The organism is Pseudomonas persica, assembly GCF_900291015.1.
In the GTDB taxonomy this organism is placed as follows: Bacteria; Pseudomonadota; Gammaproteobacteria; order Pseudomonadales; family Pseudomonadaceae; genus Aquipseudomonas.
This window is the reverse complement of the sequence record NZ_OLKL01000022.1, coordinates 26,369-39,485: the sequence shown is the minus strand read 5'-3', so window position 1 is coordinate 39,485 and position 13,117 is coordinate 26,369. Positions and strand designations below refer to the sequence as shown.

Genomic DNA, 13,117 nt, shown 5'->3' with positions numbered 1-13,117 from the left:
TCACCTTAGTAACGGGTGATGTCCGCATTGGCTTCCAGCTGCTTGCGGTACGCCGCGAAGTCCTGCTGGCCAGCACGCGACGCGAGGTAGCGGCGGATCTGCTGCTTCTCTTCGTCGGTGGCAGTAGCGCCTTCGTTGACACCCTTGAGCTGCAGTACCACGAGGCTACCGTCGCGCAGCACCACGCTACCATATACCGGCTTGTCCTTGGCTTGCGGCTTGCCCAGACGGAACAGCGCCTGCAGCTCGGCCGGGTCGATACCGTCCTCACCACGGGTGACTGCTTCATAGGCCTGCCAGCCCTGCCCTTCGTGCACGCTGCCTGCTGCGATGGAACCGTCGCGCAGACCGGCAATCAGCTTGTCCGCCTTGGCCTTGAGCTCGGCAGTTGCCTTCTCTTTGGCCAGGTGTTCGCTGATGTTCTTGGCCACGGCTTCCAGCGGCAGTTGTTCTGGCTTGCGGTGCTCCTTGACGCGCAGTACCACGGTGGTTTCCGGGTCGAGCTCGATGGCGGTGCTGTTGGCCCCCCCCTCCAGCACTTCTTCGGAGAATGCGGCCTGCACTACCGAACGGTTGGCTGTGATGCCTTCACCACCCTCGCGGCCGAAGGCTACGGAGGTTTGCACCTTCAGGTTCAGGTCCTGGGCCGGCTGGGCCAGGTCGGAAGCCTCGTAGGCGGCATCCTGCAGCTGCTTGCTGGCGTCAACGTAACGCTGCTCGACCAGCGGGATCTTCAGGTCACGGGTCAGCTTGTCCTTCAGGCTGGCGAAGCTCGGCACTTCCGGCGCCTGCACACCCAGCAGCTTGATCAGGTGGTAGCCGAACTCGGTGCGCACCGGCGCCGAGACCTGGCCATCCTGCAACTTGTACAACGCATCCTCGAACGCCGGGTCGTAAACGCCCGGGCCGGCGAAGCCAAGGTCACCACCGCTTTTGGCCGAACCCGGATCCTGGGAGAACTCCTTGGCCAGCGCGGCGAAGTCTTCACCCTTGGCCAGGCGCTGCTCGATCTCTTCGGCGCGGGCCTTGGCCTGGGCGTCGGTGACCTTGCCGTTGACCTCGATGAGGATGTGCGCGGCATGGCGCTGCTCGGCGAGGTTGGCGATTTCCTTCTCGTACTGAGCCTTGAGCTCTTCGTCGGTCACCTTGACCTGGTCGAAGAACACCGACTTCTTCAGCTCGATGTAGTCGATCACCACCTGGTCTGGCGACATGAACTCCTTGGCATGCTGCTCGTAGTGCGCCTTGACCTCTTCATCGCTGACCTGGACCGCGGCCGGGTCGGCCTTGAAAGTCAGGGAAGCGAAGTCTCGGGTCTGTTTCTCAAGGCGGGCAAAGGCATCGACCTGCGGGTCGGTGACGAAGCTGCTGCCGGCCAGGCCGGTGCGCAGCTGGCCAATGAGCATTTCCTCGGCGAGCATGTCGCGGAACTGCATGCGGCCATAGCCCATCTGGCGAATGACCTGGTCGAAACGGTCGGCACTGAACTTGCCATCCACCTGGAATTCCGGCGTCTGCAGGATCACCTGATCCAGTGCAGCCTCGGAGAAGGCGAACTTGGCATCTTCGGCACCTTGCAGCAGCAGCTTGCGGCTGATCAGGCCCTTCAGCGCCTCTTCGCGCAGCAATTTGTCATCCAGCAGCGCCGGGTCGAAATCCTTGCCCAACTGTTGCATCAGCTGACGGCGCTGCATGTCGGCCGCCTGGCTCAGCTCGTTCTGGCTGATGGTCTGGCCGTTCACCTTGGCGGCGTCCTGGCTATGGGTGGCGGCCTGGAAAATGGCTTCAAAGCCGGTCAACGCCATCAACACGACGATAAGGCCGATGATGGTCTTGGCAATCCAACCTTGTGAATTGTCCCTGATATTTTGCAGCATGCGTCCCCCAGAAACGGCTGTACCACTGCGTCGACAACCGCGGAGCGTGGGTAGAAACCTGATAAAAGAAAGGCGCATCCGAGGATGCGCCTTTTCTTAGCAAACGTGTCAGGCGGGAACGTTTGCGCCCCGCCATCACCGTGCTCGGACCTGGCCAGGCCGGGTCCGGCTGAAAGAGACGACTTAGTTGACGGCGTCTTTCAGGCCTTTGCCAGCCTTGAAGCCTGGAACCTTGGCGGCAGCGATCTTGATCGCGTTACCGGTTTGCGGGTTGCGGCCGGTGCGCTCTGCACGCTCCTTGACCGAGAAGGTACCGAAGCCGACCAGTACCACATCGTCACCTTGCTTCAGGGCGCCGGTGACGGATTCGATGACTGCGTCCAGCGCACGGCCGGCTACAGCTTTCGGGATGTCAGCAGATGCGGCGATAGCGTCAATCAGTTCCGACTTGTTCACTCTAAGTCCCCTTATTTCTCAATTGAGTTTGTTTCTAAGTATGTAATGAAAAGCTTATGAAACGTGCGCTGGGTGGCCTGATGACAATAGCGTGCCGCTTTATAGCAAGGCCCCGAAAAAACTGTCAAGGAAAGCCCCCCAGCCAAAAACTACTAGTGCGTGCTGATTCTTTCCTTAGCATCGCCGTCGCGCTTTTCATCTTTCGCGACAATCTCCGGAGCCACATCTGGCAAGGGCTCCGGGGCGTATTGCAGCGCAATTTGCAGGACTTCGTCAATCCATTTGACCGGTTTGATCTGCAGATCCTGTTTGATATTTTCCGGAATCTCCTTCAGATCGCGAACATTCTCCTCGGGAATGATCACCGTCTTGATCCCGCCACGGTGTGCCGCCAGCAGTTTTTCCTTCAACCCGCCAATGGCCAACACCTGGCCACGCAGGGTGATTTCGCCGGTCATGGCCACGTCGGCACGCACCGGAATCTGCGTCAGCGCCGATACCAGCGCGGTGCACATGCCGATACCGGCACTTGGGCCGTCCTTTGGCGTGGCGCCTTCAGGCATGTGGATATGCACGTCGTGCTTCTCATGGAAGTCGGCGGCAATCCCCAGGCTGCGGGCACGGCTGCGCACCACGGTCTGCGCGGCGGTGATCGACTCGACCATGACATCGCCCAGCGAGCCGGTCTTGATCAGCTGGCCCTTGCCGGGGATGACCACGGCTTCGATGGTCAGCAGTTCGCCGCCCACCTGGGTCCAGGCCAGGCCGGTAACCTGGCCGATCTGGTCCTGCTGCTCGGCCAGGCCGTAGCGGAACTTGCGCACGCCCAGCAGGTGCTCCAACTGCTCGCTGGCCACCTTGACCTTGACCTGCTTCTGCCCGGTATGCTCCTTGACCACCTTGCGGCAGACCTTGGCGATTTGCCGCTCCAGGCCACGCACACCGGCTTCGCGGGTGTAGAAGCGGATGATGTCGCGGATCGCCGAGACGTCGACTTCCAGCTCGTCCTTCTTCAAACCGTTGGCCTTGACCTGCTTGGGCACCAGGTACTTGACCGCGATGTTGATCTTCTCGTCCTCGGTGTAGCCCGGCAGGCGGATGACTTCCATCCGGTCGAGCAGCGCCGGCGGGATGTTCATCGAGTTCGAGGTGCACAGGAACATCACGTCCGAGAGGTCGTAGTCGACCTCCAGGTAGTGATCGTTGAAGTTGTGGTTCTGCTCCGGGTCGAGCACTTCGAGCAGTGCCGAGGCCGGGTCACCCCGCATGTCGCTGCCCATCTTGTCGATTTCGTCCAGCAGGAACAGCGGGTTGCGCACCCCCACCTTGGTCATCTTCTGGATCAGGCGGCCGGGCATGGAACCGATGTAGGTACGGCGGTGACCACGGATCTCGGCCTCGTCACGCACGCCACCCAGGGCCATGCGCACGAACTTGCGGTTGGTGGCAGCGGCGATCGACTCGGCCAGCGAGGTCTTGCCGACGCCGGGCGGGCCGACCAGGCACAGTACCGGGCCGCGGATTTTCTTGACGCGCTTTTGCACGGCAAGGTACTCGAGGATGCGTTCCTTGACCTCTTCCAGGCCATAGTGGTCGGCATCGAGGATTTCCTCGGCCTTGGCCAGGTCCAGCCGCACCTTGCTCTGGGCCTTCCACGGCACCTGCACCAGCCAGTCGAGGTAGGAACGGACCACGGTGGCCTCGGCCGACATCGGCGACATCTGCTTGAGCTTGTTCAGCTCGGCCTGGGCCTTGGCCAGCGCGTCCTTGGGTAGGCCAGCGGCTTCGATGCGCTTTTTCAGCTCTTCGACTTCGTTATGGCCTTCGTCGCCATCGCCGAGTTCTTTCTGAATGGCCTTCATCTGCTCATTCAGGTAGTACTCGCGCTGGCTGCGCTCCATCTGCTTCTTGACCCGACCGCGAATGCGCTTTTCGACCTGCAGCAGGTCGATTTCGGCATCCAGCAGCGCCAGTACGTGCTCGACACGGGCCGGCAGGTCGACGATTTCGAGAATTTCCTGTTTCTGCTCGATCTTCAGGGCCATGTGTGCGGCCATGGTATCGACCAGGCGCCCTGGCTCTTCGATGCTGTTTAGCGAAGACAGCACTTCGGCAGGGACCTTCTTGCCCAACTGCACGTACTGCTCGAACTGCGACAGCAGCGTGCGCACGAACACTTCCGACTCGCGCTCGGCGGCTTCGACTTCGTCGATCAGGGAAACTTCGGCACGGATGTGCCCTTCTACTTCGCTGAAACGCTCGACAGCGCCGCGCTGCTCGCCCTCGACCAGCACCTTGACGGTGCCATCGGGCAGTTTCAGCAATTGCAGCACGGTGGCAACGGTACCGACGCGGTACAGGGCGTCCTCGCCCGGGTCATCGTCGGCCGGGTTTTTCTGGGCCAGCAGGAGGATCTGCTTTTCGCCCGTCATCGCCGCCTCAAGGGCTTCGATGGACTTTTCGCGCCCCACGAACAGCGGGATGACCATGTGCGGGTAAACAACGACATCGCGCAATGGCAAAAGAGGCAAGTCGAGGGTGGTCTTCATGATTTCGCCTCTACAGCGGCCTTATGGCCGGAAACCGGTGGAAATGATGCTTGGACCTAATGTGGGGGCACGCTTGGGAAATTACAAGCGCTAGCGCAGGAAAAGCAGAAAGGGGCCCGTAGGCCCCTTCTTGCTTGCAACCGTAACCGGCCATGGCCTGGATCAGGCGTCCGGCGCGGCCTTGGCTTGCGGCTCGCTGTTCTCGTAGATCATCAGCGGCTGCGAGGTGCCATCGATGACGCTCTCGTCGATCACCACCTTGCTGACATCCTTCTTCGAAGGAATCTCGTACATGGTGTCGAGCAGCACGCCTTCGAGGATCGAACGCAGGCCACGGGCGCCGGTCTTGCGCTCCAGGGCCTTGCGCGCTACGGCCTTGAGCGCATCGCTGCGGAACTCGAGGTCGACGCTTTCCATTTCGAACAGCTTGGCATACTGCTTGGTCAGGGCATTCTTCGGCTCGGTGAGGATCTGCATCAGCGCAGCCTCGTCCAGCTCGTCGAGGGTTGCCAGTACCGGCAGCCGGCCGACGAATTCCGGGATCAGGCCAAACTTGACCAGATCGTCCGGCTCGACCTCACGCAGGGACTCGCCAACCTTCTTGCCCTCTTCCTTGCTGCGTACTTCGGCGCCAAAACCGATGCCCCCCTTGGTGGAGCGGTTCTGGATGACCTTTTCCAGGCCCGAGAAGGCGCCACCGCAGATGAACAGGATGTTGCGGGTATCGACCTGCAGGAATTCCTGTTGCGGGTGCTTGCGGCCGCCTTGCGGCGGAACCGAGGCCACGGTGCCTTCGATCAGCTTCAGCAGTGCCTGCTGCACGCCCTCGCCCGAGACATCACGGGTGATGGACGGGTTGTCCGACTTGCGCGAGATCTTGTCGATCTCGTCGATGTAGACGATGCCCATCTGGGCCTTTTCCACGTCGTAGTCGCACTTCTGCAACAGCTTCTGGATGATGTTCTCGACATCCTCACCCACGTAACCGGCTTCGGTCAGGGTGGTGGCGTCAGCAATGGTGAACGGTACGTTCAACAGGCGTGCAAGGGTTTCGGCGAGCAGGGTCTTGCCCGAGCCGGTCGGCCCGATGAGCAGGATGTTGCTCTTGCCGAGTTCGACTTCGTCACCCTTCTTGTCACGCTGGTTCAGGCGCTTGTAGTGGTTGTACACCGCTACGGCAAGCACCTTCTTCGCGCGTTCCTGACCAATGACGTACTGGTCCAGGATACCGCTGATTTCTTTCGGCGAAGGTAATTTGTGCGCGCTGCTCTCGGCCTGGGCTTCCTGCACCTCCTCACGGATGATGTCATTGCACAGGTCGACGCACTCGTCGCAGATAAATACCGAGGGCCCGGCAATCAGTTTGCGCACTTCGTGCTGGCTTTTGCCGCAGAAGGAGCAATAAAGCAATTTGCCGCTGTCCTCGCCGTTACGGGTGTCAGTCATTCGATCGATCCAATCCGGTAGGCTTGCAACACAAGATGAAGGCAATTGCGGGCTTTTTCAAGTCCGCAGGTAGGCGCTTTCCGCGCCCGCCTGCTCTGGCACCCCGGTTCAGGAGGCCAGTTGCCGCTTGTCGTAGACCGAGTCGATCAGGCCGTACTCGGCCGCGCGCGAGGCGCTCATGAAGTTGTCACGTTCGGTGTCGCGCTTGATGGTCTCGAGCTCCTGACCGGTGTGGTAGGCCAACAGTTCGTTCAGACGAGCCTTGATATTGAGGATTTCCTGGGCGTGAATCTCGATATCGGTGGCCTGACCCTGGAAGCCGCCCAGTGGCTGGTGGATCATCACGCGCGAGTTCGGCAGGCAGTGACGCTTGCCCTTGGCACCTGCAGCCAGCAGGAAGGCGCCCATGCTGCAGGCTTGGCCGATGCAGATGGTCGAGACGTCCGGCTTGATGAACTGCATGGTGTCGTAGATCGACATGCCGGCGGTGACGGAACCGCCCGGCGAGTTGATGTACAGATGGATATCCTTGTCCGGGTTTTCCGCTTCAAGGAACAGCAGTTGCGCCACGACGAGGTTGGCCATGTAGTCCTCTACCGGGCCAACCAGGAAGATCACACGCTCCTTCAACAGGCGCGAGTAGATGTCGTAAGCACGTTCGCCACGGGCGGACTGCTCGATAACCATCGGGACCAGGCCGCCTGCGGCCTGGATGTCAGAACTCTGCTGAATATAAGAATTGCGGGACATGTCCTGCGCTCACTCCCAAATAGTCATGGCTTGAATACGCACAAGCCAGCTCGAAGGCTGGCTTGTGGGGGTTTCCTACGAGAGAAGCCTGTTACTCAGCGGCGGCTGGAGCCTGTGCTGGTTTAACGGCATCTTCGTACGAGACCGACTTGTCGGTCACAGTCGCTTTCTGCAGAACAGTATCTACAACTTGTTCTTCCAGCACAACCGAACGGACTTCGTTCAGTTGCTGGTCGTTCTTGTAGTACCAGCCGATGACCTGCTCGGGCTCCTGGTAAGCCGAAGCCATTTCTTCGATCATTTCGCGAACCTTGCCTTCGTCCGGCTTCAGTTCGAACTGCTTGACCACTTCGGCCACGATCAGACCCAGGACCACACGGCGCTTGGCTTGTTCTTCGAACAGTTCGGCCGGCAGTTGCTCAGGCTTGATGTTGCCACCGAACTGCTGAACAGCCTGCACGCGCAGACGGTTGACTTCGTTTTCCAGCAGGGCTTTCGGCACTTCGATCGGGTTGGCGGCCAGCAGACCGTCCATGACCTGGTTCTTCACCTTGGCCTTGATGGCCTGGCGCAGTTCACGCTCCATGTTCTTGCGAACCTCGGCGCGGAAGCCTTCCAGAGTCGATTCCTTGATACCGAACTGGGCGAAGAACTCTTCGTTCAGCTCTGGCAGCACAGGAGCGGCAACGCTGTTGACGGTGATGGTGAACTCGGCGGCTTTGCCAGCCAGGTCCAGGTTCTGGTAGTCCTCTGGGAAGGTCACGTTGACAACGCGCTCTTCGCCAGCCTTGGCGCCAACCAGGCCGTCTTCGAAGCCCGGGATCATGCGGCCGGAGCCCAGTACCAGCTGGGTGCCCTTGGCCGAACCACCGGCGAACACTTCACCGTCGACCTTGCCGACGAAGTCGATGTTGACCTGGTCGTCGTTCTGCGCAGCACGCTCGACAGCCTCGAAGCGGGTGTTCTGCTTGCGCAGCACTTCCAGCATGTTGTCCAGGTCGGCGTCAGCCACTTCGGCGCTCAGGCGCTCGACGTTGATCGACTCGAGACCGCCAACGGTGAACTCCGGGAACACTTCGAAGATGGCGACGAATTCCAGGTCCTTGCCCTTTTCGAAGGACTTGGGCTCTACCGCAGGGGCGCCAGCCGGGTTCAGCTTCTGCTCGACGATGGCTTCGTAGAAGGAAGCCTGGACCAGGTCACCGAAAGCCTCTTGACGGGCATCGGCCTCGAAGCGCTGACGGATCACGCTCATCGGCACTTTGCCTGGGCGGAAGCCGGCAACCTTGGCGCGCTTGGCAGTCTGCTGCAGACGCTTGTTGACTTCGTTCTCGACGCGCTCGGCCGGAACGGCGATGGTCATGCGGCGCTCAAGAGCGGAAGTGTTTTCAACAGAAACTTGCATGGATATTCCTCGTTGCACAGACGTTAGCCGGCGTTAGCCCGACTCCAGAATCAAGGGCAAGCATTCTAGTGAGTCGCGCAGCAGAAGTCACCCCACTCGGGACGACGGGAAACCACGCCGGTCGATTAACTTTCAAGGCCCGCACGACATAGCGCCGGGCCTGCTTCAATGGGGGCCGCAGGACGCCCGGGGCGACCTGCAGCCGAAATACCTTGTCAAACAACTGCCACGAACTCGCTTCCTTTATTCAGGGTCGATCTCGTTGAACTGGCAGTACTCCTCCCACGCCATCCCCAGCGCCTCGGCTACCTCGCGGTGCGTCTCCAGGCGCATGGCCTGCAGCTGCTCCGGGGTTTCGGCGATCAGTTGCAGGGCCAGCTCCCAAGGCTGGATACCCTGCTCCTCGGCCGCATCCTCGAACGCCCATTCGATCTGCTGGGCCTGCTCGCGCGCATCCAGCTCGCGGATCTCTTCGAGCAGCTGCGGGCTGGCCTCGGCAAAGCGCTGTAGCGCCAGGGCCTGACGGGATTCTTTTGCGATCATCGGGCGGTTCCTCTGCCGGCCAAATGGGCCAGTGTTTCAACCAGCTGAAATCTAACAGCTTTTATTGGGGTGTCACCAGAGGATTGCAAGGCGACGGGCACGATTTGACGGGCAGGTGGTAGCCACGACATTTTCAGCGGCTGTGAAATCGAGCGCCGCGCGGGCGGCGCTCGATCTCCCAGGCGCAGAGCACTCAAGGCATGCGCACCGCAGCCACACAACCCCAAAAACAAAAAGGCGCCCGATCTCACGACCAAGGCGCCTTTCAAGAATATGGGGTGGACGATGGGAATCGAACCCACGACAACTGGAATCACAATCCAGCGCTCTACCAACTGAGCTACGCCCACCATATTGCGGTCTTGCGATGTTGCGGTACAACCCTACAGAAGCATGGTGCGGACGAAGAGACTCGAACTCTTACAGCTTGCGCCGCTGGAACCTAAATCCAGTGTGTCTACCAATTTCACCACGTCCGCGTAACGCTTAAAACAAAGGCGCCAGATGCTATCGAGGCGCCTTTGAAGAATATGGGGTGGACGATGGGAATCGAACCCACGACAACTGGAATCACAATCCAGCGCTCTACCAACTGAGCTACGCCCACCATATTGCATTACAACCTACTTGCTTGCCAAAGCTGCCTAATGGCGCACCCGGCAGGACTCGAACCTGCGACCATCCGCTTAGAAGGCGGATGCTCTATCCAGCTGAGCTACGGGCGCTTAAGCTTGAAGCCTAACCGAACGAGATGTTAACAGATAACTGCCAAACCACTCATTCTGCCCGACTTCGCCAACCAGTGCTAGGCTGTGCCCGACAAGTGCGGCGAATCTTATAGGCGAGCCTGATAGTCGTCAACACCTTTCTCAAAAAAATTTAAATTATTTAAGGGCTTAGGGGATTTGCCCGACCACCCGCCTTTGCCCTTGGCCCGTGTCGTGCGAGAATGCGCCCTCTTTAATTGTTTCCTTCTCGATGGTTAATCACGCGTCTATGACTGCACACCTAATCGATGGCAAGGCGATCGCCGCCAGCCTGCGCCAGCAGATCGCTCAACGTGTCGTGGAGCGTCGCCAGCAGGGCCTACGTACGCCGGGCCTGGCAGTGATCCTGGTCGGTACCGACCCCGCCTCCCAAGTCTATGTCTCGCACAAGCGCAAGGACTGCGAAGAGGTCGGCTTCATTTCGCAGGCGTTCGACCTGCCCAGCGAAACCTCGCAGCAGGCCCTGACCGAGCTGATCGATCGCCTCAATGACGATCCGGCCGTCGACGGTATCCTGCTGCAACTGCCGCTGCCGGCGCACCTGGACGCCTCGCTGCTGCTCGAGCGCATCCGCCCGGACAAGGACGTGGACGGCTTCCACCCTTACAACATCGGCCGCCTGGCCCAGCGCATTCCGCTGCTGCGCCCGTGCACACCGAAGGGCATCATGACCCTGCTGGAAAGCACCGGCCAGGACCTGTACGGCATGAACGCGGTCATCGTCGGTGCCTCCAACATCGTTGGCCGCCCGATGGCCATGGAGCTGCTGCTGGCCGGCTGCACCGTGACCGTCTGCCACCGCTTCACCAAGGACCTCGCCGGCCACGTCGGCCGCGCCGACCTGGTGGTAGTAGCCGCAGGCAAGCCAGGCCTGGTCAAGGGTGAGTGGATCAAGGAAGGTGCCATCGTCATCGACGTGGGCATCAACCGTCAGGAAGACGGCAAGCTGGTCGGCGACGTGGTCTACGAGACCGCCCTGCCGCGCGCCGGCTGGATCACGCCGGTGCCGGGCGGCGTCGGGCCGATGACCCGGGCATGCCTGTTGGAAAACACGCTGTATGCGGCGGAAGAGCTGCACAAGTAATACCGCGTGACATGAAAACGGCACCTCTGGCAGGTGCCGTTTTTTTTACCTGAATCTTGTCGATGGCTGACCCGGCCTCTTCGCGGGTGAACCCGCTCCCACAGGATGCACGCCGCCCCGGAAGATGGCGATCGCTCTGTGGGAGCGGGTTTACCCGCGAAGAAGCCAGCGCGGTGCTCAGCCGATCACTTCCTGGCCGCCTCCCACGACTTCAGCAGTTCGCTGTAGCTGACCGTCTCGCCCCTGGGCTTTTCGTTGGCCAGTTTCGGTTTCGGCGCCCCGGGTTGGTCGAACCAGTACTGGGCGTCCTTCTCCGGGTTCAGCTTCGGTGCGCAGGTGGCCTGGGCGTTGGACCGTTGCAAGCGCTCCATCATCCGGTCCTGGTCGCGGGCCAGGCCGTCCAGCGCTTCCTGTGGGGTCTTCTCGCCACTGGCCACTTCGGCGATGTGGCTCCACCACAACTGCGCCAACCGCGGGTAGTCCGGCACGTTGGTACCGGTCGGCGTCCACTGTACCCGCGCCGGGCTGCGGTAGAACTCCACCAGCCCGCCCAGCTTGGGCGCCAGCTCGGTCATGGCCTGGGAGTTGATGTCCGACTCACGAATCGGCGTAAGGCCGACGATGGTCTTTTTCAGCGACACGGTCTTGGAGGTGACGAACTGGGCGTACAGCCAGGCCGCCAGGCGTTGCTTCTCGGGGGTGGACTTGAAGAAGGTCCACGAGCCGGTGTCCTGGTAGCCCAGCTTCATTCCCTCCTCCCAGTACGGCCCCTTCGGCGAAGGCGCCATGCGCCACTTCGGCGTGCCGTCGGCATTAACCACTGGCAAACCCGGCTTGGTCATGTCGGCGGTAAACGCGGTGTACCAGAAGATCTGCTGGGCAATGTTGCCCTGGGCCGGCACCGGGCCGGCTTCGGAGAAGGTCATGCCCTGGGCTTCCTTGGGTGCATAGGCACGCATCCAGTCGACGTACTTCTGCGTGGCATAGACGGCGGCCGGGCCGTTGGTGTCGCCGCCTCGGGTCACGCTGGAGCCCACCGGGTGGCAGTCCTCCACACGGATGCCCCATTCGTCCACCGGCAAACCATTGGGCAGGCCTTTGTCGCCGCCGCCAGCCATGGAGAACCAGGCGTCGGTGAAACGCCAGCCCAGCGATGGGTCTTTCTTGCCGTAGTCCATGTGGCCATAGACGCGCTTGCCGTCGATCTCCTTGACGTCTTCGGTGAAGAATTTGGCAATGTCCTCGTAGGCCGACCAATTCACCGGCACGCCCAGCTCATAGCCGTACTTTTCCTTGAACCTGGCCTTCAGCTCGGGTCGCTCGAACCAGTCGGCACGGAACCAGTAGAGGTTGGCGAACTGCTGATCAGGCAGTTGGTAGACCTTGCCATCCGGCGCGGTGGTGAAGGAAATGCCGATGAAGTCCTTCAGGTCCAGGGTCGGTGAGGTGTAGTCCTTGCCTTCATTGGCCATCAGGTCGGTGATCGACTCCACCTTGCCGTAGCGAAAGTGCGTACCGATCAGGTCGGAGTCGTTGACCCAGCCGTCATAGATGTTCTTGTCCGACTGCATCTGTGTCTGCAGCTTTTCCACCACGTCGCCTTCCTGTAGCAAGTCGTGGGTCAGCTGGATACCGGTGATCTCGCTGAAGGCCTTGGCCAGCACCTTGGACTCGTATTCATGGGTGGTGATGGTTTCCGACACCACGTTGATCTTCATGCCACGGAACGGCTCGGCAGCCTTGATGAACCACTTCAACTCGGCCAGCTGCTGTTCAGGGGTAAGGGTCGAAGGCTTGAACTCACTGCCGAGCCACTTCTTTGCCGCGTCCTCGTACTGGTCGGCCCAGGCGGTGCCCTGCACACTGGCCAGTACCAGCAACGCGGCCAGGGTCAAATGTCGCCTGTTGTACTTGTTGTCGAACATTGTGATCTCCCGTTTCAGTTATCCCACAGGGCCGCTCGCTCAGCCCCAGCGCAACACCACCACCAGCCACGCCAGCGACAGCAGCGAGGCCACCGACAATGGCCACTCGCTGACGCCAACCACCAGCAAATGCAGGTAGGCGCTGGCCAGCAGGCCGATGAACAAGCGGTCGCCACGGCTGGTGACCAGTGGCAAGAAGCCGCGTCGTTCCACGCAGGGGCGACGCAATTCCAGCAGGGTCATGCCCAGCAGCAGCACGCCAACGGCGGCGAAGAACAGCGCCGTCGGCAAGGTCCAGGCCATCCACTCCATGCC

General features: G+C 60.9%; 10 protein-coding genes and 4 tRNA genes. 1 reads left to right on the top strand and 13 read right to left on the bottom strand.

Annotated features, from left to right (window positions below; genetic code table 11):
- Positions 1-5 precede the first annotated feature (5 nt).
- The 11 genes from FQ664_RS11515 to FQ664_RS11465 all read right to left on the bottom strand — a co-directional run bounded on the left by FQ664_RS11515 (position 6) and on the right by FQ664_RS11465 (position 9,751).
- Positions 6-1,877 carry a SurA N-terminal domain-containing protein gene (locus tag FQ664_RS11515; RefSeq protein ID WP_144172026.1) on the bottom strand — a complete coding sequence of 624 codons (1,872 nt, stop codon included), beginning with the start codon at positions 1,875-1,877 and terminating at the stop codon, positions 6-8.
- A 183-nt stretch (positions 1,878-2,060) separates the two neighbouring features.
- The gene (locus tag FQ664_RS11510) at positions 2,061-2,333 is read right to left on the bottom strand and encodes an HU family DNA-binding protein (RefSeq protein WP_003259401.1); all 273 of its coding nucleotides are present in this window, start codon (positions 2,331-2,333) and stop codon (positions 2,061-2,063) included.
- A gap of 152 nt (positions 2,334-2,485) precedes the next feature.
- Positions 2,486-4,882, bottom strand: a complete 2,397-nt coding sequence (gene lon, locus FQ664_RS11505; protein WP_144172025.1) for an endopeptidase La — start codon at positions 4,880-4,882, stop codon at positions 2,486-2,488.
- A gap of 162 nt (positions 4,883-5,044) precedes the next feature.
- Entirely contained in the window at positions 5,045-6,328 is a 1,284-nt protein-coding gene (clpX, locus tag FQ664_RS11500; protein ID WP_025338419.1) for an ATP-dependent Clp protease ATP-binding subunit ClpX, read from the bottom strand.
- 108 nt (positions 6,329-6,436) lie between these two features.
- Entirely contained in the window at positions 6,437-7,078 is a 642-nt protein-coding gene (clpP, locus tag FQ664_RS11495) for an ATP-dependent Clp endopeptidase proteolytic subunit ClpP (protein WP_003250240.1), read from the bottom strand.
- A gap of 91 nt (positions 7,079-7,169) precedes the next feature.
- Entirely contained in the window at positions 7,170-8,483 is a 1,314-nt protein-coding gene (gene tig / locus FQ664_RS11490) for a trigger factor (protein ID WP_144172024.1), read from the bottom strand.
- A 243-nt stretch (positions 8,484-8,726) separates the two neighbouring features.
- Positions 8,727-9,026 carry a DUF6388 family protein gene (locus FQ664_RS11485; protein WP_144172023.1) on the bottom strand — a complete coding sequence of 100 codons (300 nt, stop codon included), beginning with the start codon at positions 9,024-9,026 and terminating at the stop codon, positions 8,727-8,729.
- Positions 9,027-9,300: 274 nt separating this feature from the next.
- Positions 9,301-9,376 (bottom strand) — tRNA-His (locus FQ664_RS11480).
- Positions 9,377-9,420: 44 nt separating this feature from the next.
- Positions 9,421-9,505, bottom strand: a tRNA-Leu gene (locus tag FQ664_RS11475).
- A 52-nt stretch (positions 9,506-9,557) separates the two neighbouring features.
- A tRNA-His gene (locus FQ664_RS11470) sits at positions 9,558-9,633 on the bottom strand.
- A 41-nt stretch (positions 9,634-9,674) separates the two neighbouring features.
- Positions 9,675-9,751 (bottom strand) — tRNA-Arg (locus FQ664_RS11465).
- A gap of 271 nt (positions 9,752-10,022) precedes the next feature.
- On the opposite strand from FQ664_RS11465, the gene folD reads away from it, so the two are divergent.
- Entirely contained in the window at positions 10,023-10,877 is an 855-nt protein-coding gene (gene folD / locus FQ664_RS11460) for a bifunctional methylenetetrahydrofolate dehydrogenase/methenyltetrahydrofolate cyclohydrolase FolD (protein WP_063914005.1), read from the top strand.
- 185 nt (positions 10,878-11,062) lie between these two features.
- On the opposite strand, the gene FQ664_RS11455 is transcribed toward folD, so the two are convergent.
- Complete coding sequence (locus FQ664_RS11455; RefSeq protein WP_144172022.1) at positions 11,063-12,802, bottom strand: ABC transporter substrate-binding protein; 1,740 nt, start codon at positions 12,800-12,802, stop codon at positions 11,063-11,065.
- 39 nt (positions 12,803-12,841) lie between these two features.
- The gene (locus tag FQ664_RS11450) at positions 12,842-13,114 is read right to left on the bottom strand and encodes a DUF2160 domain-containing protein (protein WP_144172021.1); all 273 of its coding nucleotides are present in this window, start codon (positions 13,112-13,114) and stop codon (positions 12,842-12,844) included.
- Positions 13,115-13,117 lie beyond the last annotated feature (3 nt).

Bases quoted from the DNA above. Each gene is read 5' to 3' on its own strand.
- clpP (WP_003250240.1), bottom strand. From the start codon at position 7,078: ATGTCCCGCAATTCTTATATTCAGCAGAGTTCTGACATCCAGGCCGCA.
- folD (WP_063914005.1), top strand. From the start codon at position 10,023: ATGACTGCACACCTAATCGATGGCAAGGCGATCGCCGCCAGCCTGCGC.
- FQ664_RS11450 (WP_144172021.1), bottom strand. From the start codon at position 13,114: ATGGAGTGGATGGCCTGGACCTTGCCGACGGCGCTGTTCTTCGCCGCC.
- FQ664_RS11515 (WP_144172026.1), bottom strand. From the start codon at position 1,877: ATGCTGCAAAATATCAGGGACAATTCACAAGGTTGGATTGCCAAGACC.
- lon (WP_144172025.1), bottom strand. From the start codon at position 4,882: ATGAAGACCACCCTCGACTTGCCTCTTTTGCCATTGCGCGATGTCGTT.
- FQ664_RS11485 (WP_144172023.1), bottom strand. From the start codon at position 9,026: ATGATCGCAAAAGAATCCCGTCAGGCCCTGGCGCTACAGCGCTTTGCC.
- clpX (WP_025338419.1), bottom strand. From the start codon at position 6,328: ATGACTGACACCCGTAACGGCGAGGACAGCGGCAAATTGCTTTATTGC.
- tig (WP_144172024.1), bottom strand. From the start codon at position 8,483: ATGCAAGTTTCTGTTGAAAACACTTCCGCTCTTGAGCGCCGCATGACC.
- FQ664_RS11455 (WP_144172022.1), bottom strand. From the start codon at position 12,802: ATGTTCGACAACAAGTACAACAGGCGACATTTGACCCTGGCCGCGTTG.